16 protein-coding genes are annotated in these 23,670 nt (G+C 43.7%); 11 read left to right on the top strand and 5 right to left on the bottom strand.

The genetic code is table 11. The annotated features are described in order from the left end of the window. Positions 1 to 8: 8 nt before the first annotated feature. Together JKP82_RS13405 and JKP82_RS13400 are read left to right on the top strand one after the other, a co-directional pair. Entirely contained in the window at positions 9 to 1,520 is a 1,512-nt protein-coding gene (locus tag JKP82_RS13405) for a mannitol dehydrogenase family protein (RefSeq protein WP_218397384.1), read from the top strand. After that, positions 1,517 to 2,323, top strand: a complete 807-nt coding sequence (locus JKP82_RS13400) for a ThuA domain-containing protein (protein ID WP_201299276.1) — start codon at positions 1,517 to 1,519, stop codon at positions 2,321 to 2,323. The genes JKP82_RS13405 and JKP82_RS13400 overlap by 4 nt, the downstream gene beginning before the upstream one ends. Positions 2,324 to 2,345: 22 nt before the next feature. Here the strand turns inward: JKP82_RS13400 and JKP82_RS13395 are convergent, their stop codons facing one another. Then, complete coding sequence (locus JKP82_RS13395; RefSeq protein WP_218397382.1) at positions 2,346 to 3,338, bottom strand: Gfo/Idh/MocA family protein; 993 nt, start codon at positions 3,336 to 3,338, stop codon at positions 2,346 to 2,348. 451 nt (positions 3,339 to 3,789) lie between these two features. Here JKP82_RS13395 and JKP82_RS13390 point away from each other — a divergent pair, with 451 nt between their 5' ends. The 6 genes from JKP82_RS13390 (at position 3,790) to JKP82_RS13365 (ending at position 12,491) form a co-directional block, all read left to right on the top strand. After that, positions 3,790 to 4,935: an ABC transporter substrate-binding protein gene (locus JKP82_RS13390; protein WP_218397380.1), complete on the top strand. Its 1,146-nt coding sequence runs from the start codon at positions 3,790 to 3,792 to the stop codon at positions 4,933 to 4,935. A gap of 8 nt (positions 4,936 to 4,943) precedes the next feature. Beyond that, on the top strand, positions 4,944 to 5,822 hold the full coding sequence (locus tag JKP82_RS13385) for a carbohydrate ABC transporter permease (protein WP_201299277.1): 879 nt from the start codon (positions 4,944 to 4,946) through the stop codon (positions 5,820 to 5,822). A 22-nt stretch (positions 5,823 to 5,844) separates the two neighbouring features. Next, entirely contained in the window at positions 5,845 to 6,753 is a 909-nt protein-coding gene (locus JKP82_RS13380; protein WP_197035934.1) for a carbohydrate ABC transporter permease, read from the top strand. Between the two features lie 13 nt (positions 6,754 to 6,766). Further along, positions 6,767 to 7,855 (top strand): ABC transporter ATP-binding protein, encoded by a 1,089-nt coding sequence (locus JKP82_RS13375; RefSeq protein WP_159532714.1) that lies wholly within the window; start codon positions 6,767 to 6,769, stop codon positions 7,853 to 7,855. Between the two features lie 371 nt (positions 7,856 to 8,226). After that, a complete protein-coding gene (locus JKP82_RS13370) occupies positions 8,227 to 10,932 on the top strand; it encodes a TonB-dependent receptor (protein WP_159532716.1) in 2,706 nt (901 codons plus the stop codon). Between the two features lie 107 nt (positions 10,933 to 11,039). Further along, entirely contained in the window at positions 11,040 to 12,491 is a 1,452-nt protein-coding gene (locus tag JKP82_RS13365; RefSeq protein WP_159532718.1) for a CehA/McbA family metallohydrolase domain-containing protein, read from the top strand. 51 nt (positions 12,492 to 12,542) lie between these two features. Here the strand turns inward: JKP82_RS13365 and JKP82_RS13360 are convergent, their stop codons facing one another. After that, positions 12,543 to 14,828 (bottom strand): GH92 family glycosyl hydrolase, encoded by a 2,286-nt coding sequence (locus JKP82_RS13360; protein ID WP_258544395.1) that lies wholly within the window; start codon positions 14,826 to 14,828, stop codon positions 12,543 to 12,545. Between the two features lie 442 nt (positions 14,829 to 15,270). Between JKP82_RS13360 and JKP82_RS13355 the strand changes: the two genes are divergently transcribed. The 3 genes from JKP82_RS13355 (at position 15,271) to JKP82_RS13345 (ending at position 19,435) form a co-directional block, all read left to right on the top strand. Beyond that, the gene (locus tag JKP82_RS13355) at positions 15,271 to 16,479 is read left to right on the top strand and encodes an AGE family epimerase/isomerase (protein WP_159532722.1); all 1,209 of its coding nucleotides are present in this window, start codon (positions 15,271 to 15,273) and stop codon (positions 16,477 to 16,479) included. Positions 16,480 to 16,481: 2 nt separating this feature from the next. Further along, entirely contained in the window at positions 16,482 to 17,708 is a 1,227-nt protein-coding gene (locus JKP82_RS13350) for a sugar MFS transporter (RefSeq protein WP_052364424.1), read from the top strand. 62 nt (positions 17,709 to 17,770) lie between these two features. Beyond that, positions 17,771 to 19,435, top strand: coding sequence for a glycoside hydrolase family 28 protein (locus JKP82_RS13345; protein ID WP_159532724.1), 1,665 nt, complete (start codon positions 17,771 to 17,773; stop codon positions 19,433 to 19,435). Positions 19,436 to 19,482: 47 nt separating this feature from the next. On the opposite strand, the gene JKP82_RS20890 is transcribed toward JKP82_RS13345, so the two are convergent. From JKP82_RS20890 to aceF, 3 genes are all read right to left on the bottom strand, one after another. Further along, positions 19,483 to 19,926: a hypothetical protein gene (locus JKP82_RS20890; protein ID WP_232370674.1), complete on the bottom strand. Its 444-nt coding sequence runs from the start codon at positions 19,924 to 19,926 to the stop codon at positions 19,483 to 19,485. A gap of 181 nt (positions 19,927 to 20,107) precedes the next feature. Continuing rightward, positions 20,108 to 21,529 carry a dihydrolipoyl dehydrogenase gene (gene lpdA / locus JKP82_RS13335; protein WP_159532726.1) on the bottom strand — a complete coding sequence of 474 codons (1,422 nt, stop codon included), beginning with the start codon at positions 21,527 to 21,529 and terminating at the stop codon, positions 20,108 to 20,110. 128 nt (positions 21,530 to 21,657) lie between these two features. Continuing rightward, positions 21,658 to 23,661, bottom strand: coding sequence for a pyruvate dehydrogenase complex dihydrolipoyllysine-residue acetyltransferase (gene aceF / locus JKP82_RS13330; protein ID WP_159532727.1), 2,004 nt, complete (start codon positions 23,659 to 23,661; stop codon positions 21,658 to 21,660). Positions 23,662 to 23,670: the final 9 nt, after the last annotated feature.

Raw genomic sequence — 23,670 nt, 5'->3', positions numbered from 1 at the left:
GGGAAACAATGGCTACGAACAGACTTAACGACGCACTACTCACCACGCTAGATATAGATAACTATCGTAGTAAAAATGCCCCGATTAGTATTGTGCATTTAGGTATTGGTGCCTTCCATCGCGCGCACCAAGCCTGGTATACCGACAATGTTAACCTAACGAACAAGAGCGCTCCATGGTATATCGCGGGGGTATCTTTGCGTAGCGCCAGTGTCCGCGAACAACTTGCCCCACAAGATGGGCTTTATCACGTTATTGAGTCGGACAAAAACGGAAAATCTGCAACGCTTATACAAGCTGTAAAGCAACTACTTGTCGCCCCAGAAAACCCTGAAGCTGTACTTACTTTAATGACGAAGCCTGACACTAAAATTGTCTCGTTAACCGTAACAGAGAAAGGATATTGCCACGACCCCGCGACCAATAAACTAGACTTCAGCAATCCAAGTATTGTGCATGATTTAGAAAACCTAGATAAGCCTAAATCGGCAATAGGCTTTATTGCATCAAGCTTGCAGAAAAGATTCACTTCTCATGGACAAGGGCTCACAGTGTTGTGCTGCGATAACTTACCGCAAAATGGGACAACGTTAAAAGGTTTAATTTGCGAATTTGCTGAACAACTGGATCCCAATTTAGTGGCATGGATAAAGCTTCATGTTTCGTTTCCAAATAGCATGGTAGATAGAATTGTGCCTGCTACTACCCCCCAGGATATTGAAGACTTTCAGCAAGACGGTATCCAGGATTTGGGCCTAGTGAAATCAGAACGGTTTAGCCAATGGGTGATTGAAGATAACTTTGTGGCCGGTCGACCAGCGTGGGAAGACGTTGGTGTTACCCTTGTTGAAGATGTGGAACCTTTTGAAAACGCTAAGTTGAGATTACTTAACGGTGCTCATTCTGCTTTAGCATACATTGGCTTCCTTAGCGGTTATCAGTACGTGCATGAAGTCATGGCCGATGAGTATTTAACAAAGTACTTAAAGCATGTGATGCACAATGAGATCATGCCTACATTATCCGCCCCACCCGGCTTAGATTTAACGCAGTACATCAATGATCTCTTGGAAAGATTTCGCAACCCCGTGCTACATCACAGTACGTATCAAATCGCGATGGATGGCTCACAAAAACTGCCTCAACGCCTTCTTAATACCGTTATTGATAGGATTGCAAGCCAGGAGTCAATTGAAGGCTTGAGCTTTGCGATAGCAAGTTGGCTGCGCTATACCATGGCATTTGATCAAAAAGGCGACACCATTGAAGTACAAGATCCTTTAGCCGACACGCTGCTAATTATTCGCCAACAACATTGGGATCATATTGATGAATTAATTCGCCAATATCTTGATGTCAGTAGCGTGTTCCCAGCAAGCCTATCGCAATCCGATATTTTCAGTCAGCGCGTCACGTATTGGTTAAGTTATATTTTGGCGAATGGCGTGCAAACCGCACTACAAAGCCTGCTACTGGAAGTACAAGATTACAGTATCAAACCGTTAGGAGCGCTATCATGATTAATGTTACCGTTTGGAACGAATGTCGGCATGAAAAAGAAGATGAAGACGTTCAAGAAGTATACCCAGAAACCATTGGTGGCTGTATTGTTGACGCGCTTAAACCCTTTGGTTTTAATTTAACGTTGTCCACGTTAGATGATCCTCATCAAGGTTGGCCTGATGAGCTGATCGAAAAAACTGACGTGGCCATTTGGTGGGGCCACCGGTATCACGATGAGCTCGATGACGCCATTATTGATAAACTACAAGCCCGTGTGCTCGCCGGAATGGGGTTAATTGTTTTGCACAGTGGTCACCACAGCAAGATATTCAAACGCTTAATGGGAACAAGTTGTAACTTGAGTTGGCGAGAAGCCGATGGCGGAGAACGTGAACGGGTTTGGTGTTTGAAGCCCTCTCACCCAATCGCCTTTAATATTCCACCTCAAGTGGAGCTACCGCAATCGGAAATGTACGGTGAGCCTTTTGATATTCCTGAGCCCGATGAATTGGTTTTCACCTCATGGTATCAAGGGGGTGAGATACTAAGAAGTGGCTGCACATTTCAACGTGGAAGAGGGCGTATATTCTTTTTCTCGCCAGGCCATGAAACGTTCCCCATTTACCGAAATCCAACCATTATTCAGATTTTAGCCAATGCGGTCGCTTGGGCACAGCAACCCCACGAAAGTGGCTGGACAATGCAAAATTGGGGGCGCCCAGTTCCGTTAGAAACAGGAGCCCCGAAGCAAACTTACTTCAAGAAGCCACGTAAATTAATGATTGCCGAAAAAACCGAAAAGAAAAATAGCCAGCGCTAACGCTGGCTTATACCTTATTAGATTAATCAACAGTAACCATTGCACCTTGCTGGGATGCAGAAAGCTTGATTGCATCCCACAGCTTTGCCATTGCTAAACCTTGGCGCACATCTGAAGGGTTATCAATTTCACCCGTTATGGTTTGCTGGAAAACGTTCATTAGGTTATTCGCAGATTCCTGCTCCTTTCTAACCACTTTGCCATCACTGTCCTCTATTTCCATCCAGCGTCCCCATGCGCAAACTCTCACCACGTATTCGGTAAAGTAACATTCAATGCGTGAAGTACAACGAATGCTGTTACCGCAGGCATGCAAATTGAACAAAGTCCCATTTTCAAGTTCACCGCTTACCGTGGTAACAATGTCTACCGGATAATCAAGATTGCGCATACTTGCCGTTACGTTGGTTAGCGGGCTATTGGCTAACATTGAGACGGTATTCATCATATGCGCGCCAGTGTCAAACATAAAGCCCCCTCCTGAAACAGCAGGAATTTGCTTCCAATGGCCAGCGTATGTGGTGGCCCAGTTTTCCCATATAGACGCTGTAATACTCACCAACTCTCCATATGTATTAGCCAAAATATCTTGTTTTAGCTGTTGTACTAGAGGCGAAAGCCCGCCTTGATAAGCAACCACTAAGGCTTTACCTGAAGACTCTTGTGCCGCGATGAGTCGATTCGCTTCATCTACGCTGGTTACCATTGGTTTTTCCAATAACACATCCAGACCAAGTGTAAGCGCCATCTCAGCTTGTTCAGCATGACTAGCATGGGGAGTGCAAATATAAACAGCATCTAGATTGTCACTCTGACTTTGTAACAAGGTCTCCCAACTTGAGAAGCACGCAGGCTGAGGTTGGCCTTGCTGATCGGCGATACTTTTGACCAACGTCATGGCATCTTCGTTTGGATCCATTACTGCATCTATTGACACATCAGAACGTGAAATCCACGTTTCAATGTACTGAGAGGCTTTTTTACCACAACCAATTACCGCTAACTTAAGCGCCATCTATTATCTCCTTGAATTTCTCATCACCAAGCTAGCCGTTATTGGCTAATGCGTTATAACCTTACCGGATTTAACGTGTTGGCTTTCGGTTAAATTTAACAAACTTTGTTATATTAAATTTTATCTTGACACCGGTGTCAATATTCGTGATATTAAAAATGTAAATTATATGTAATGCAGGCAAATAATATTGTTATGATTTTGACGAACAATGTAATTAAATTAGCACTCTTTATTCTCAATTCAGGGGTTACGCGCGATGAAAAGTAGTTTTGCACATCGTGTCGCTATTATTGTTTTTAGTTGTTTTATGTGCGATTGCGCAATAGTTCAAGCTTCACAAAAAAGTCATCCCACCAAACCAACTCTCGTAATTGCCGAACATAGATCAGCCAGGCTAAACGCGCTCTATCAGTTAAAAGAGGGACTTGAAGCGCGCCTAGAAATCAACTTGAAAATTGTAGAATATCCAGCTCCAGCACAAGATTATTTCACCAAACTCGTTACTGAGCTACGAGCAGGAAACGCCCCAGACATTTTTTCTATCCCCCGCGATGTGCAACTAGACGATTTAGCCGCAGCTGGATATTTAGCCGATTTAACGACGGCGATGCACAACTGGGATGGCTATTCACAATTACCCAAGCTGGTCAGTTCGCTGGCAAAAGGGAGTTTCGACAATCGCACCTATGCCGTGCCTTCCATTGTAGCGATTGAACAACTTTATTATCGTCATGATTTACTTGAGGCAGCCGGTATAGACACTACCCAACCGAAAAGCTGGCAAGAATTACTTCACCGCGCGCGTACGATTAAACAGGTAACCGGTCAATTCCCTCTATTGTTTCCAGCAGGTTTAACGTGGGGAATGGGTTCCTATACCGAAGGGCTACGCTACCTGTTGGCTGGCTTTTCAGATTACCGCTTGATAAACCAACAGGGGCAATACCAACTTAACGACAACGCTGTCCTTGAGGCCTTTAGTTTCTATCAAACGCTGGTACAAGAAGCACTGCTTCCCGTGACTCCGCTGCTCAACCCAGAACCTTGGGTTATTCCCAAGTACGAAATGTTTCCCAAAGGGGAGCTTATGATCACAACCTGTGGTACTTGGTGCCGGGTTTTCGATTGGGGAGCCAGTAGTCGTAATCCTATTAAGAACGTGGAACAGGCAGTAGGCAATTGGAAAATACCCACAGCCGATGGCTCGCCACCTTTCGTGCTGGCATCTATGGTTTATGCTTGGGCCGTTAATGCAAAAAGCCGCCAGCTCGACATGGCAACAGAGCTAGCGCTTGCGCTAGGGTCGGTTGATGTAGCGCTCACCTACGCGAGAAACTTAGGTAATGTTCCCGCCCGCATGGATGCACGAGATCACGCAGATTTTCATCAGCTAGGTGCTTTAATGGAAGCACATGCTCAACTACCAGAGGCCCGCGCTTTGCGCTCCACCGTTGGAGCGAATGCAGTAATGGCTGGGGTAGCAAGGTCAACAGAAGCAGTTTTAATTGGTCGAGAAGATGCAAAAGGAGCGCAACAATTATTGAAAGCGTACGTGGCAAGTGTGTTGGGTGACAACGCGGTAAGTGAGGATTAGGTATGGCAATGAGTTTCGAATCAAAAAGGCAATTGGGCTATCGCATTATGATGGCTCCCGCGCTACTCCTAATGGGTGCATTTATTGTTTTTCCTGCTTTTTACGCGTTTTCGTTAAGCTTAACCAATGATGCACTTCTTGGCTTTGCAGCAAAAGAGTCATCGTTTGTGGGGCTTCGAAATTTCAGCCGCTTATTTAGCGACCCACTATTTTGGAACTCGCTCAAAGTTACACTTATCTTTGTAATAGGTTCTGCGGTTATTGGGCAATTTGTATTGGGCTTTGCGTCGGCCATCTGTCTTCAGCGCCCTGTAAAATACAAATCTATTTTTAATGCCATCATATGCCTACCTAATGCGGTGCCAGAAATGGTCGTAGGCTTTTTATGGATATCTATGTTTGCCAGTGGTGAATATGGCACGTTAAACCGTATCGTAACTTCTTTTGGCATTGAGCCGCAGCAGTGGCTTTATAGCTTTCCTTTGTTTTCAATTATTATCGTGAACACATGGCGAGGTATAGCCTTTTCGATGATCTTGTTAACCTCAGGTTTGGCATCTATTCCTAAAGATATTTACGAAGCGGCCAAAGTGGATGGCGCCTCAGACAGACAAATTTTCACCCGTATTACGTTACCGCTTATGATGCCGACCATATTTCTCTACATGTTTATCTCTACGGTAACCACTTTTGCAATATTCGGGCTTGTCTACACCCTCAGCCGAGGGGGACCTGCAAATAGCACCGAAATATTGGGTATCTATATTTACAATCAGTCATTCACTTCTTTTCAACTAGGCTATGGCGCAGCGGTAGCCGTGGTGAGTTTGGTGGTATCTATGATTCTAGGTGCAGTCTACGTGCGCGCATTGAAGGTAGAAGTATAGTATGAAAACTGGAGTGACTATTATGACTCACACACACAGCCTGCCAGAGAGTGCTTCAAATCGAAAAGCCTACATGACACTTATCATGATTTCGTTTTTCTGTTTAATTCCTTTCTTTTGGGTGTTACTTGCCGCTTTCGACCCGAATGCAACGCAATTTCTCGCGATCCCTAAGGACGTTACCGTCGCCCATTTTTGGAACCTGTTTGCTAATGAAAGTGGCCTGCGCTGGATTGTTAACTCGGTGCTGATTGTTGGGTTGGCCACGCTACTTACCTTAATATTCGCCGGCTTTGGTGGCTATGCGTTATCTCGAACAAAAGCCTGGTGGAAACGCCCTTTGCTATACGCCATTATTCTCGTTCGAATAGTGCCACCTCCGGCGCTCATCGTTCCTGTTTACAAGGTTATGCTAGCGTTAAATGACATGGTAAACAGCGTTATTATCTCGATTACCGATAACGTTGAACACCAGTTAGTATTGAGTCGAATTTTTTCTTTTGTTGATGGCTATCTAGGACTGATACTCATCCATACAGCCATGCAGCTGCCACTGGCTATTTGGATAATGAAAACATTTTTTGACGCTATCCCTAAAGATTACGAAGAAGCCGCTGCACTTGATGGTGCCAGCCAAATTCAGACGGTACGTCATGTACTTATCCCACTTGCACTCCCAGGATTCGCCGCCGCTGGCTTATTTGCATTTATTAATGCATGGGGAGATTTTCTGATGCCATTAATGTTTACGTCTTCTCCAGAACTGCAAACGTTACCACTGGGTATGTTTAGAGCCTTTCTGCGGGTTGATGCCATTGATTATGGCTTTCTTACCGCCCTTGCGGTTATTTACACACTCCCCGCTGTTATTGCATTTTCGTTTGCCAGAAAGTTTCTAACACAAACTTTTTCTGGCGGTGTAAAAGGATAGAAAGGTTACCAACATGTCACAAATTGAATTGATCAATATAAAAAAGCAATTTGAAAATACTGAAATTGTAAAAGGTGTGGATATTCACATTGAGAAAGGTGAATTCGCGGTCATTGTAGGCCCCAGCGGGTGTGGCAAGTCTACCCTACTGCGGATGATTGCTGGCCTTGAAGATATCTCTAGCGGAGAATTAAAAATTGGGGGACAGGTTGTTAACCATGTATCACCTGATAAACGCGGTATCGCCATGGTATTTCAATCTTATGCCCTATACCCACACATGACGGTAGCAGAAAATATTGGGTTTGCCCTTAGTCTTCAAAAAGTGGACAAGCAGGAAATTAAACAACGCGTGAAAGAAGCGGCAGAAATGCTAGAACTTACTGCGCTACTTAAACGCAAACCGGCTGAACTCTCTGGTGGTCAACGACAAAGGGTTGCCATCGGCCGTGCAATTGTAAAACGCCCGCAACTCATATTGTTTGATGAACCGTTATCTAACCTAGATGCCAAGCTTAGAGTTCAAATGCGCGCTGAACTTATGCGATTACATAGGGAATTCGGATCAACGGTGATTTACGTTACACATGACCAAGTAGAAGCCATGACTATGGCACAAAAAATCATTGTGTTGAATCAAGGAAAAGTAGCCCAAGTCGGTAAACCTATGGCTCTGTACCAGCAGCCTGACAATCAATTTGTGGCACAATTTATCGGCATTCCCAAGATGAACTTGCTACCGGGGGCAATAAAAGATAATCGCTTCTTGGGAGAGTGTAATCAAGATGTCTCCTTAACCCAAACTTATCACAATGCCACTCTGGTGAATTTAGGTATTCGACCAGAGCATGTCAATATTGATCATCAGGGGAACGAATGGAACGTTATTCTAGTGGAACGTTTAGGCGTAGAAACATTCATCCATGTTGAAGCAAATAACGCACAACAAGTGGTTGTGAGGCTAGAAGGAAATACCGACGTTGCAGAAGGTCAAAGGGTTGGATTGATAATAAATCCCGATGTATGCTTTTTGTTTGACGAGAACGGCGAGCGAATACACCCCAAGCTAGACGTTTTAAATGTTGTACAAAACTCAGCGTAAATGGTTCTACCTAGTAACACAATATCAGGCCTTAGTGCGACGCTAAGGCCACTTCATGTGAAGAGTTAACATAACGCTCAATTACCCAGACTTTTCAAACCGCCCCACCCCTACTTTTAATGGCCTGCCCCCGGTATCATCAACCCTAAAAAAGTAGCTAACCCGTACAAAAAATTAACGAAAAATAAGCCACAAAGACGAATAAATACACACAAAGAGCCGAAATTTCAGACAACAAAGAAAAAATGGCTTAAAAAAAACACAAAAGTTAACAATAGAATAAAAAATGGTGAAAATTTTGATTATTTGTTGACACCGGTGTCATTAATCCTATAAATTCATGTTAGTTAATTGTTAATCAGGGGACAACCATGAATAAAAAAGTAAAAACCGCAATAGCTTTGGGTGTAATTACTGCCCTATCCACAACATATGCTATACCTGTCATCGCCCAAGAATCGGCTGATGACACGCTAGAAATAATTGAAGTAAAAGGATTTCGTGGCGCAGTAATAAAAGCCAAGGACTTAAAACGCGAATCATTAGTTGCACAAGATTCAATTGTTGCAGAAGACATCGCTGATTTTCCCGACTTAAACCTAGCTGATTCATTACAGCGTGTTCCCGGGATAGCAATTACCCGTGAAGGTGGAGAAGGACGACAAATATCACTTCGCGGAATGGGCCCTCAATTCACGCGGGTTGAAGTTAACGGTATGGAAGCCTTAGGTTCGTCTTCATCTCCTATGGACAGCCGGGGCGCCGTTACCCGCTCAAGGGCTTTTGACTTTAACATTTTCGCATCTGAATTATTTAACCAAATTGATGTTAAGAAATCGTATTCTGCCGAAATCGAAGAAGGCGGTATCGGTGGTACTGTTAATTTGAAAACGGCCAAGCCTTTTGACTTCAGCGGCCCTAAAGGGGTGGTTGGTGTACAAGGTGGCACAAATACTAACACTGACAATTTTGACAATCGCTTTGTAGGCATGGTGTCTAATACGTGGGATAAGTTTGGCGCACTGGCCTCTGTTGCTTATAGCACAAGGAAGTCTAGCGAGCACGGCTACAACACTTATAGATGGCGTAAAAAAAGCACTTCAGACTATAGTGATAGCATCGACTCAGGCACTGCTGCATTGCTTGAAAGCGGCGATTTATGGTTTTCTAGAGGTAACCGCTACTCTGTCTGGAATAACGAACAAGAACGCTTAGGTATTACTGCCTCTTTGCAGTACCGTCCATCAGATGACGTAGACTTAAGCCTAGACTTCATGCGAGGCGAACTGAACAATACCTTAGATGAGCACCATATATCTACTGGCGGCTCAAGTAGTACCGCATTAGGTCGCGTGGAAGAGCTTGAATATATTGATAATAACGGTGATAAAGAAGTGGTATTCGCCCGTTATTCTGATACCACTGTACGAACAGAGTCGCGTGAAGATTATAATGAGTCAATCTTTACTCAGGTTACGTTCAATGCAGATTGGGTCATTTCAGATGCATTATCGGTAGAAGCACAAATAGGCACAAGTTCCTCTGAATACAATCAACCTAAGGTTAATAAAGCTAACCTTATGCGCGAAGGAAGCGGCATCACCACAGATTTCACCCAAGACCGTTTTTATGGCGTAAATACCTATGATTTCGATCCTACATCGACTGACGGTTGGTTAGTTAAAGACTTGTACTTCCAAGAAGACTACATGAATACCGACTACGATAATGCCAAAGTTGATTTTAGGTACTTAGTTGGTGATTCTGGCACAATCAGTTTTGGCGCAAACTATAAAAAATTCACTAACTCCGGTGAACGCAGACGTGATTCAGGCTATGTGCAAAGCAAAGATACTCCACTTAATACTGGCGTAAATACCATTTCTTCTGATATCACTGAAGTCTATTCTGATCACCCAGATCAAAGTTGGTTACAACTAGACATGGATGCAGTTAAAGCGTTTTACGGCTTATCTGATCTCTCGTTAGGAGACGATACTGTTGTAGAGACCTATGCCTTCGAAGTGCAAGAAGAAACCCAAGCACTCTACGGCTTATATAGCTGGGATAGCATACTGGGTGATTCGACCTTTAGAGGAAGTATAGGCTTGCGCTACTACAACACAGAACTGACTTCTAGCGGTGTTTCTAATGGTGAAGACATTACCATGGTTCGCGACTACTCAGGCGTACTGCCTACCCTGAATGTGGTGTATGAGGTAAGCGAAGATGTACTGCTGCGCTTTAGTGCAAGTAAAAATCTAACTCGTCCCTCTTTAGGCGCGCTTTCGGTCTCAGCAAGTGTTTCGCAAGCTACCTTGGCAGAAGGTGACATTGGTTCAGTATCAATAGGTAACCCTGATTTAGAACCGTATTCATCAGTCAACATTGATACCTCTATTGAATCTTATTTTGAAGGCGTTGGTTACCTTTCTGCTGCGGTATTCTTCAAAGATATTGAAGATTTTATAGTCACGGAAACAGCAGCTGAAACCAAAACCCTTGCAGAATTGTCGTTGCCTGAATCTTTGTTGCCAAACGGAGGCACTTCGGACACTCAATTTAATGTAACCACACCGCAGAATGCCGACGCATCCACTATTAAAGGTTTTGAGTTATCTTTCCAACGTGATTTCGATTTCTTGCCCGAACCTTTCCACAATATGGGGATGATTGCTAACTACACTTGGGCAGATGGCACAAGTAAGTACCGCAATGTACAAGGTAGCGGGGAAGATCAAGTTAAGGCATTCCAAGGGCTATCAAAAAGTAGCTACAACCTAACTGTCTATTATGAAACAGATACATGGGGCGCTCGCATTGCTGCAGCCTACCGTGACCGTTACATTAGTAGCGTTGAGTCTGGCCTTGGCGACGAAGACGAACGTGGATTCCATGAAACCACTTATGTCGATTTCTCGGCTTTCTATCAGCTCAGTGAAGCACTTAAGCTGAACATTGAAGGTATTAACTTAACCAATCAACAAGAAGTTCAGTATAGTGACTCCAGTGATCGTCAATACAACACCACGACGAGCGGAAGAACCTATATGGCAGGTGTAACTTATAAGTTTTAATCCGTTACTTATTGTCAAAGGCGCCTGAATTTTCTGGCGCCTTTTTTATTACTACATATATTGTAACGTTGACGTTTTTAATTTGGTCATAATTTTAGGAGCCTGTAATGCGCTACCCAGCATTGTACTCAGTGATTTTATCTTTCCCGCTTTTAGCGTCATGCAAAAGTACTGTTGACCAGCCCCAAAGTAATATCCCGCCGAGCTCCACACAGCAGGCAACAACACCAGAGTGGCTAGCAGGTGATCACCATATCCATGGTAAATATAGTGCTAGATGGGATTGGAGTACCACCCCACCTACGCCTATTTTACGAGGAGATGCACAGTACGCCACCGCCATTTACGCGCAAATGGCAAAACATCACAATCTTAGTTGGATGGTTACCACAGATCATGGTGGCCCTGCTCATAGTAAGGTAAATTTACATCAAGCCTATCCAGAGCTTGTTGCATCGCGCAAGGCCACACCAGAAGTACTGCAGTTTTACGGAATGGAATTTGACACACCAGGAGCACGCCACTGTAGTTTAATCATTCCACATACTGCGAATGAAGCTGAACAACTTTTTCGTATAGAAAAAAACTTTAATCGACGTGAGGTTGAACCCAATTCCGTCCCCAGAGACACCAATGCCTTTATGTTAAAAGCGCTAAAGTCCATGCAAGCCGAGAAAGATAAACCGCTTTTAATTGTAAACCACCCTGCTCGTTTAGCAGACAAGCTTGCTAGCTTCAAAAAGGTCACCCCCGAGAAACTAAAAGGTTGGCAAGATGCCGCACCTGATGTAGTGATAGGGATGGAGGGTGCGCCAGGACACCAGGCCAACGCGCTGAACCCTGATGGCTCAATAAAGAAATCTGGAAAACGTGGCGGCTACGATCATTTCCCTACTATGGGTGGCTTCGATCAGATGACCGCTATTGTAGGTGGTGTATGGGATCGTATGCTCAGTGAAGGTAGGCGTTGGTGGATAACCGCAGCATCCGATAGCCATATGCATTACACAGAAGGGCGAACAGACTTTTGGCCGGGTGAATATTCAAAAACCTATGTTTTTGCTAACAAACAATACGCCGATATTATGCAAGCACTGCGCGACGGTAAAATATTTGTTACCACTGGCGATCTAATAGATTCATTGTCTGTTGAAGTGAAAAGTAACGCCAATATGACTGCCAATATAGGTGAGACAATCGCCATTGCGTCGGGTGGCGATGCCACAGTGAGAATACGATTTCATGACCCTGACAATCACAATTTTGGCCGTCAGAACCCAAAGGTCGAACGTGTGGATGTGATTATTGGAAACGTAACGAGTGGCGATGAACCTGATGTAGCGCCAGTGGTTCATCGTTTTACACCCGATAAGTGGAGGGTAGATGGACAATATGGGGTTATCGAAATGTCACTTAACGATATTCAACAAGGGCATTACATTCGTGTTAGAGGCACCAACAATGCAGATGAACTTGAACCTGAAATAGACCCGCCAGGTGAAGATCCTTGGTCTGACTTATGGTTTTACAGTAACCCTGTATTTATTACTTTAAATTAGCCCTATCGGCCTGCCAACATACTCACTATCGTATGTTGGCAGAGCCACTTATTATTTTTGCATGGTCGACAACGAAGGGGGTAACTTACCCTTTCCCCAGTCAGATGGCTTAGATGCCATTTTTAATTTCAGCTCTCCTCCTTTTATTACATCTTCATGCGCTATCCAAGTGTTATTAAATGGTTTGCCGTTCAAGCTGGCAGAAACAATGTACCGATTCTTTTTACTAAGCTTATCGGCGACCACTTTAAAGGTGTTCCCCCCTTCAATATGCAAGGTAGCCGACTTCACTTGTGGCGTGTTAATCAAATAATATGGCTGTCCCGCATTGGGAAATAGGCCAATCATGTGAAAGGCCAGCCAAGATGACATGGCGCCCGAGTCGTCGTTACCCGGCAAACCGTCTCGCGCGCTGGTGTAATGTTCTTGGATGATTTTATTAATTCTGTCAGAGCTTAAATGTGGCTTCCCTAACCAATGATAAAGCGTTGGTGTTAAAAACGAAGGTTCATTGGCTACATTGTAATAGTTGTGTTCAAAGAATGTGTTTAAGCGAGCTTCAAATGCATCGCTACCGCCACTCTTCTCTATCACTTGTGCAATATCATGAGGTACATAGAATGAGTATTCCCATGAACTAGCTTCGTAGAAAAAACCACACCACCAGCACACACAATTTGGCCAGTCTTGCGCAAGCGGCGTGTACTCAATGTTCTGCGCTATACCATCTTTGATAGTACAAGGAACTTCATCTACCCACTTTCCATCAGCATCTTTGGGCATAATGAAACCACGAGCGCCGTCGTGCTCGGTATCACGCCATAAGTTTTGCCAATTATTTGATTGATCAATAAACCGGTAATATTCCCCCATGCGATGCAAACCTTTTGCAACGGTGGCTAACGCAAAGTCGTTGTATGCGTATTCTAGGGTGCGATTTCCCGCGCGCACGTAATCGGTGGATACATAACCTAAATGGTTGTAATCCTCTAAGCCCCCTCGCCCTTCTTTCTCGCTATTTCCACCAGGAGAAACTGTGGCATTTTTTATCATCGCTTTAAGGGCTTGGTGGTAATTAACGCCGCTTAAATTTTTAGCGTAAGCATCTGCAATGACCACATCAGCATTTGAACCGCCTTGAGTGCGACCATTTGTATTACCGCTGCGCCCTTCAGGTAGATAACCATCGTAGCGATAGATATTTAACATGCCATTGATAATGTCAGCTTGGCGCTCTGGAGCAATTAAGGTGATGAGAGGTGAAGATGTACGAAAGGTATCCCAAATGGCGTAGAAGTCGTCATAGTAAGGTCTTGCCGTCCAAAGCGGGTTTTCACCGGAACGATCTACCGGCATCAACATCGTATGATATAACCCTGTATAGAACATGACGCGCTGTTCTCGGCTTGCTGATTTATCTAATTCGATTTGCGCAATTAACCGTTCCCACTTTTGTTCACTTTGCTCTCGTACCAGATTAAAGTTCCAATGCGGTATTTGATCTCGAAGGTTCTCAGCTGCCTTGGCTTCGCTAATAAATGAAATGCCTATTTTCAGCTTAACTGTTTTACTTTTATGGTCGCTAAACTGGCAAACTACGCCCGTTTTATCACCCGAGTCATATTGACTCTTTATAGACGGATAAAGGGTGTCACCCTTGAACGTGCTAAAACTATCACAGGGTTGATTAAGCTGGGCATGATAATACACCGTGTATGCATTACCATTATTCCAACCGCCGCGAATTCGACTATAGCCTCGAATTTCAGTTGGCGAAATGACTTCTACCTGAGAACCAACAAATTGCTGTGCTTCCCTTGCATCAGGAACGGCTTTTTCACCTAGAAAAAATCCACCGTCTATTTTAATCGCATTGTTGCGATTATCACGAAACGTATATTGATGAAATGCGGCTCTATCGGCGGTGGCTAGCTCTGCTTTTATTCCCCACTTAACCAAATCAGTCGCATAGTAACCTACGCTGGTATGCTCATTGGCACGCAAACTCGTTTGCGCAACCGACTCGAAATCTCCTGAATACGGCATAATAGAAATATTACCGTACTTAGGTCCGCCACCTGTACCGCTGACGTGTATTTGACTAAAGCCAACGAGGGGTTTGGTTAAATCTGGGTCGTAACCACTATTACTGTGAGTGCCAATATCTGGCCCTGGCTTCACCATGCCAAATGGGTTACTGGGGCCAACGAACACGTTCCCCAAACCTTCTGAACCAATGAAGGGGTCGATATATTCATGGTAGTTGTTCTTAGCGAAACTCATCGAACAACAAAGCAATATTGAAAGAAATAAAGTAGATTTCAGCAAATTGAGCATTAATGTGACCTTTAAGCGCAAACTAATTGTGGAACTAGCCGCTATTAACGAAATTTTAACTAGTATTTTTTACCACGCCTTTGACACCGGTGTCAAACCTCGCATATAGTAGTAAACAGTCGACACGTTGGCCTCAGTAAATTTGTTAACGCTCGACTAGGTACTTTAATTGGACAAACCAATAAAACCTGAATTCCTATAGCTTTTGTAAACCCGAAAATGTTTACCACTCAACGATAAAGCCATAATAAATAGACTTATACTGGTGAAAAGAATGTTATATGAAAGTAAACATTGCGTTTCTGTACGAGCAAATGTTACCTTTCACAAATCGGCTTGACCAATAAAATAGCACTAACAACTATTTTCAGCCATGCTTTAGCAATAACGCCAACATCATCCTGTTGTGCTGTTATTTTAGACACGGTTTATAGGTAATAATATGACCCCTCAACACATAGACAATTTTTACTCGCGCGCGTTCTTACTCAACCACAGTGAAAAAATACTGGATTTTTACACGCCTCGGGTGATTGACCCTCAAGGAGGATATTTTCAAAATTATTTTGATGATGGAGAAATATTCGACCCTACATACAAACAGCTGGTTAGTAGTACACGAATTATTGTCAATTTTGCAAGGGCGAGCCAAGTCTTTAATAAACCCAATTATGCCGACATTGCACTGCACGGATTACATTTTTTAGAGCAAGCGCATTGGCATGAAGAGACACAGTCGTATGCGTGGACCATTCGCAATCAACAAGCCGAAGACATGACCCAACAAGCTTATGGATACGCATTTGTTTTGTTAGCTTATGCCGCTATTCAAAAAGCGGGTCTTAAAGAAGTGACGTCAAACATTGATGCTGTTTTCCAATTACTTGAACGTCGCTTTTGGCAACAAGATTATGGTTTATACGCCGATGAGCTCAGTGTCGATGACCTATTAAGTGACTATCGCGGACAAAACGCGAATATGCATATCTGTGAAGCCATGATTTCGGCTTATGAAGCGACTAATGACGAAAAGTATCTCAATCGGGCTTATCTAATTGCTCAGAACATTACGCAGCGCCAAGCTGCGCTGTCTGATGGGCTGATATGGGAACATTACACAACACACTTCGATATAGATTGGGAATACAATAAACACGACCCCAAAAACCTTTATCGACCTTGGGGATTTCAACCAGGCCACCAAACTGAGTGGAGTAAGTTGCTGCTAGCCTTACACCAACATATAGAAGAGCCGGAACTACTTAAACGTGCCAAAACCCTATTTGAGCGAGCTTTCTCTTTATCTTGGGACCACCAATATGGAGGACTAGTCTACGGGTTCGATTCTGACGGTAAATGGTGTGACGATGATAAATATTTTTGGGTGCAAGCAGAAAGCTTTGCGGCTGCCGCTATCTTATTTAGTGAAACCGATAACCACGAATTTTTAAGTGCGTACCAACAACTATGGCAATACAGTTGGACGAACATGGTCGACCATAAGTATGGTGCGTGGTTTAGGGTTCTCACCCGTGAAAATAGCGCCTATTCAAACGAAAAAAGTAGTGCTGGCGCCAAGTGCGATTATCATACATTGGGTGCCTGTTTCGACGTACTCGCTCATATGCCACCTACTACAGAAGGGCTATAAATATGCATATTTCGACTTCTGGTACTGAACGCCAACCCTCCCCCGCGGCCTTTAATGCCCGATTTGCATTAATGGTAATGACATCACTCTTTTTCATATGGGGCTTTATTACTGCACTAAATGATATTTTGCTACCTTACTTAAAAAATGCATTTTCGTTAACGTATTTTCAGGCTGGATTAGTTCAATTTTGCTTCTTTGGCGCTTATTTCATTGTGTCTCCATTTGCAGGCCGCTTCCTCGAAAAAATTGGTTATAAAAAAGGCATAGTGGTGGGCTTATTAACTATTGCTAGCGGATGTGTTCTATTTTATCCCGCTGCCGAGATATCCATGTACCCACTCTTTCTATTTGCCTTATTTGTTCTGGCATCAGGGGTAACCATGCTACAGGTTTCTGCTAACCCTTATGTTGCTGTTCTCGGCCCAGAAAGCACAGCAGCGAGTCGACTCAACTTAGCGCAAGCTATTAATTCAGTTGGACATACTGCAGGCCCCATGTTTGGTGCATTGCTTATTTTGGCTGCAACCAGTGAGGCAGGTTCGGCAAAATCAGTACAAACACCCTACCTTATTATTGCAGGGGCGTTAGTGATAGTTGCGTTATTGTTTCTAAAAATGAAGCTCCCAAACATTAGTGAACATGTTGAAAAAGATCAGGCATCCCCCCCTTTCTCGTTGTTTGCGCACAAACATCTGTATTTAGGTGTATTGGCGATTTTCCTTTACGTAGGTGCAGAGGTGTCCATCGGCAGTTATTTGGTAAACCTATTTATGCAGCTCGGTATCGACAACATGAATGAAGTCACCGCAGGTAAGATGGTCTCGTATTATTGGGGCGCCGCCATGGTAGGACGGTTCATAGGAGCAGCCATCCTCAACTTCATCAAAGCGACAACCCTCTTGGCCATTAACGCTGTACTTGCTATTAGCATGATAGTTATCGCGGTAAATATGGAAGGAAGTCTTGCTATGTGGTCTATATTAGCAGTGGGCTTTTTCAATTCAATTATGTTTCCCACCATTTTCACATTGGCAATTCGGGGCCTAGGAGAATATACCGGGCGAGGTTCTGGTTATTTATGCCAAGGTATTGTCGGCGGTGCAATTTTGCCTTTGTTGCAAGGTTTTGCAGCAGATGCCATGGGGTTACAGATGAGCTTTTTAATTCCGGCTATTAGCTACCTATATATTGCTTGGTATGCAGTAAAAGGAAGCAAAATTAATTAGCTTAGGTCAATCCACATTACTCTTTAAATCTTAGTCAAAAACGCCGAAAGAGGATTCTAACCATGGTTACCCCTGCATCTCGACGACATTTTATGAAAACCACCCTATCGGGTGTGATTGCTGCTTCGTTATTCTCAGGAACTCTGCAGGCGAAAATGCTTGAACGTTACTACGAACAATTTAGCACTTCGCGACAACCGAGCAACCGGGTTTCACCGAGTATAGGCAAGCGAATAAGCGTAAAAAAATACGGCGCTACGGGCAATGGCAAATCACTCGACACTAAGGCTATTCAATCTACTATCGACGCTATCAGCGAAAGTGGCGATATAGGCACAGTTTGGCTTCCTGCTGGAGTATATTTAAGCGGCACCCTTCACCTAGCGAGCAATGTTAACCTAGAAATTGACGAAAATGCCATATTGCTTGGCAGTACGAATATACGTGACTACGAAGATGCGAACGGCAAAGTTCACGCGTTAATAGAAGCTAATGACTGTCACAATATTGCGATTTTTGGAAAGGGCACTATTAATGGCCAGGGGCGTCAACTAGGGCTCAATATAAACCGCTTGCATCATGCTAAAGAGCGTATTGAAAGCGATTTTAATGAAAGAAGAAACCGTTCTCGCCATCGCCCCAGCGTGCTAGCGGTTCATCACTGCAATACTGTCAAAGTTTACGACATCACTATTGAGAATGGCGCATTTTGGGTTCAACATTATGCAGCTTGCCAAAACCTGCATATCGACAATATCGTGGTACAAAGCGATGCATTTTGGAACAATGACGGCATTGATATAAACGATTGTGAAAATGTTCGTATTACTGGCTGCTTTGTAAACGCTGCCGATGATGCTATTTGCCTAAAATCTACGACCAAAGGCGATATACATAATGACAACATATATATTGGCAAATGCGTGCTACGATCCAGTTCCAACGGGATTAAGTTCGGTACCGAAAGCCAGAACGGTTTTACCAATGTAGAAATAGAAAATATTACTGTATTCGATACGTACCGAAGTGCAATTGCATTGGAAACGGTGGACGGAGCAAAACTGGAAAACGTCACAATTAATAATATTAATGCCCAGAACGTAGGTTGTGCTATTTTCATTCGCTTAGGACAACGTAACCGGGATGTACCTACAAACACACCTCTTGGTAGCATTAAAAATATCAGCATCACTAATGTAAATGCGCATATTAGCTTTGGGCGCGCAGATATTAATTATGACTTGCGTGGTCCTGGTCTAAACACGTTCTTCAACCCTATCCCAGCCTCAATAACAGGCCTTCCCGATGCATTGGTGGAAAATGTTACGCTTGAGCACATTTCTATTAGCTATCCGGGAAGAGCTAACAAGGGCTTGGCATATCGGCCATACGATCAATTATTTTTGGTTCCCCAAGAACGCGATGCCTATCCGGAATACACCATGTTTGGAGAACTACCAAGCTGGGGATTTTTTGTCAGGCATGTGAAGGGCATTACGCTTAACGATGTTTCATTAACCGCACGAGAGCACGATTTTAGACCTGCTTTGGTATTTGATGATGTAAACGGCATTATTCTTTCAGACGTAACGTTACACGCTGTTAACGATACGCACTTAGTATTGCACAATACTAAAAATGTTAACGTCGATGCCTTGGCCGCGCCAAACAACAACCAGAAGCTAGCACCTATTTCGCGTTCTGCATGGCATCAATCAAAAGACTAGCGCCTAAAATTAACGCCTAACTGCTTGACCATTTGGTTGAGCAGTTCCTACCGCTTAGCTCCCTTTGAGGCTAACCACTGTAACCCCTCTTTTTCATCAGCACAAAAGAAGTAATCGATTTCCGCAGCTATATAAACCCGTTCAAACTGGCTGCGAACCAGCGCTGGAATATCAGCGTTTGTCACCACTAAAGCACAAGCTGACATACCATAGATTTTGCGAAGTTTAATTGAGTCTATTAGGGTAGCTTCTGCCGCTGGGGTTAAAATACCCGTACCTTGAACAAATCCTAAAAAGCCCCATTTTTGCCCTCTAAGGCTCAACACAATCTCTTTAACATCGTCGTGATATTGTTTCAAAATCGCTTCATTTACCACGCCCCGCCCGTCGACGCGAAGCACGCTACCTATAAGCTCAATATCATACTCGGCGTGTTTGGTTTCTACGTGTGAAGTGTTCTTTGTGGTAATGCGAGAGTTACTTGGAACCATGTTATCTCGTTTAAAACTAACTTCTAACTTCCTCTTTTAAGAATAGGCAATAGTTCTGAGTTACGCCACCTAAGAATACCTAAAAAAAGAATTAAGTAATTACAATCGTTTTCAATTATGACCAAAAACAAAAAACCCGCCAATTGGCGGGTTTTAATGTTATCCATAAACTATGGATAACTTACTTCTTTTTCTTTGCCTTTGCATTTGGCAAATCGGTAATACTACCTTCAAAGATTTCAGACGCTAAGCCGATAGACTCGTTAAGTGTTGGGTGAGCATGAATTGTTAATGCAACATCTTCTGCATCTGCCCCCATTTCAACAGCAAGACCAATTTCGCCAAGCATTTCGCCCGCATTAGTACCTACCATTGCCCCACCTAGTACACGACCAGTGTCTTTTTCAAAAATCATTTTAGTCATACCGTTTGTTGCGTCAGACGCAATGGCACGACCAGAAGCAGCCCATGGGAATACCGCTGTTTCGTAGCTTAAACCTTGCTCTTTCGCTTCTTTCTCGGTAACACCAACCCAGGCAACTTCTGGCTCAGTATACGCTACTGAAGGAATACCACGGGGGTCAAAGTAGTGTTTTTGCCCAGCAATAACTTCAGCTGCAACATGACCTTCGTGAACCGCTTTATGCGCAAGCATAGGTTGGCCAACTAAGTCACCGATAGCGAAGATATGTTCAACGTTAGTACGCATTTGCTTATCAACGTTGATAAAGCCACGGTCGTCAACGTTAACACCAGCAGTGTCTGCGCCAACCATTTTACCGTTTGGACGACGTCCAACAGCCACTAATACTTTGTCGTAGCGTACTTGCTCTGAAGGTGCATTTTTGCCTTCAAACGTTACGTATAAGCCGTCATCTTTTGCTTCAACCGCAGTCACTTTGGTTTCAAGCATGATGTTGAATTTTTCTTTATAATCTTTCATGAAGACTTTCATGATGTCTTTATCAGCGGCTGGAATAAGCTGGTCTAAGAATTCAACAACATCAATTTTTGAACCTAGTGCTTCGTATACTGTACCCATTTCTAGACCAATAATACCGCCACCAAGTACTAGCATTTTCTCTGGAATATCTTTCATTTCCAAAGCGCCAGTTGAGTCGATAATACGATCGTCTTCTGGAATAAACGGAAGGCTTACAGGCTCAGAACCCGCAGCAATAATTGCTTTTTCAAAAGTAATAGTAGTAACGTCGTCACCATTTTTCACTTCAAGGGTATTAGCACCGGTAAATTTACCGTAACCTTTTACGTGCTTGGTTTTACGCATTTTAGACATGCCGCCAAGACCGTTAGTCAGCTGTTTTACAACGCTGTCTTTATATTCGCGAATTTTGTCTAAATCGATTTTAGGTTCGCCAAAAGTCACACCATGGCTTGCCAAGTGCTTCGCTTCTTTCATTACTTTCGCTACGTGAAGTAATGCTTTTGAAGGAATACAACCAACGTTAAGACATACGCCGCCTAGCACTTCGCGTGAATCAACAATAACGGTTTCTATGCCTAAGTCGGCAGCACGGAATGCTGCAGAGTAACCGCCAGGGCCGCCGCCCAGTACCACTAATTGCGTTTTAATTTCGCTCATTGTGAACCTCAATCCTATTTTTTGTTATCTATCACCTTGTGTGTAATAGCATAACCTAAATACTGCCCCAAGGGCTTATAAAATCACCGAGAATGTTCATGATATAACAAACATTCTCGTTTTTTTATTTAAAGTATAATTCTGCGCAAATCAGTTAAGTTTGCAGCCACTTCAGTAGAGAACCTTGCACCTACTGCGCCATCGATAACACGGTGGTCGTAAGATAAGCTTAATGGAACCATTAGACGAGGTTCAAACTCGCTACCATTCCACTTCGGTTTCATATCAGACTTAGAAACACCAAGGATAGCAACTTCAGGGGCATTCACAATTGGTGTGAACGCTGTTCCGCCAATTCCGCCTAAACTTGAAATGGTGAACGTACCGCCTTGCATATCTGAAGACTTCAGCTTGCCGTCGCGTGCTTTCTTCGACGTTTCAATAAGCTCTTGAGACAACTGCTCAATACCTTTCTTGTTCACGTCTTTGATTACCGGCACTACCAAGCCACCTGGCGTTTCTACCGCAATACCAATGTTGATGAATTTCTTGATAATCAAGCTTTCACCATCATCAGAAAGCGAAGAGTTAAATACTTCGTATTTCTCTAGTGCTTTCGCGACTGCTTTCATGATGAAAACAAGTGGCGTGATCTTCAAGCCAGACTTAATTTTCGCATGATACGCGTTTTGTTCTTTACGGAACGCTTCTACGTCGGTGATATCAGCCTCATCAAACTGTGTTACATGAGGGATAGTCGCCCAGTTACGGTGTAAGAACGGACCAGAAATCTTTTGAATACGCGACAGCTTAACTTCTTCAACTTCACCAAACTTGCTGTGATCAACAGGTTTAACCGGCACAATTTGAAGTACGTTATCGCCTGCTGGTGCAGCTGCACTTGCAGTACTGCCTTTAGGCTTAGCAAGTTCAGCTTTCACGTAAGCCTGAACGTCTTCTTTTAGAATACGGCTCTTAGGGCCTGTTCCATTAACAAGGGTAAGGTCTACACCAAACTCTCTTGCTACACGACGTACAGAAGGAGAAGCATGAGCTTTACCGTTGCCTTTAGGCGCTGAAGCTTCTTGTGCTGGTACAGGAGGCTTATTTTGCGCAGCTGGTTTTTCAGCCGCTTTCGGCTTCTCAGGCGCAGATTCCGCTTTCTTCGGTGCAGGTGCTTCGCTACTAGCTGAACCGTCACTTCCGGCAGTTTCCAGCTTAATAACTAGCGTACCTTGCTTAACTTTGTCACCGGCTTTAATGAAGACTTCTTTTACTGTACCTGCATGGGTAGAAGGCACATCCATTGTCGCTTTATCAGTTTCAAGGGTAATAAGACCATCTTCTTTCTCAATGGTGTCGCCCACAGAAACTAATACATCGATAACGTCTACTTCGCCGTCTTCACCAATATCAGGTACTTCAACCTCTACTACGCCGCCAGCAGATGCTGAAGACGGGGCAGATGAAGCCGCGTCGTCAGAAGATGATTCAGCCGCAGGTGCCGCTTTTTCAGAACTTGACTGAGCAGGCGCATCGCTGCTAGCTGCTTCACCACTTCCAGCGGTTTCTAGTTTAATAACTAGCGTACCTTCTTTTACTTTGTCGCCAGTACTGATGAATACTTCTTTCACCGTACCTGCGTGAGTAGAAGGCACATCCATAGTCGCTTTATCGGTTTCTAGCGTAATAAGCCCATCTTCTTTCTCAATGGTATCGCCTACAGAAACCAGTACATCAATAACATCTACTTCACCGTCGTCACCAATATCAGGAACCGCAACTTCTATCACTTCACCGCCACCTGATGCTGCTGGCGCTGCTTCTGATTTGCTTTCTTCTTTTGGTGCTTCAGCTGGCTCTTCTTTCTCTTCAGAAGAGGCTTCTTCGCCACCTGCTTTTTTCATTTCGCCGATAACATCGCCTTCTTTAATCTTGTCGCCAACGGCAACAGATAAGCTAACGATTTCACCTTCAAATGGTGCAGGAATGTCCATAGAGGCTTTGTCACTTTCTACAGTAACAACGCCTTCATCTGCATCAATGGTGTCGCCTACGGCAACACATAGCTCGATAACTTCAACTTCGTCACCGCCTACATCCGGTACGATAATCTTTTGAATATCTGACATATGTAAAAT

It is taken from the genome of Alteromonas lipotrueae, assembly GCF_019249215.1.
GTDB lineage: Bacteria > Pseudomonadota > Gammaproteobacteria > Enterobacterales > Alteromonadaceae > Alteromonas > Alteromonas lipotrueae.
Note: the sequence above shows the minus strand (reverse complement) of the source record. Positions and strands in the feature narration are given on the sequence as shown.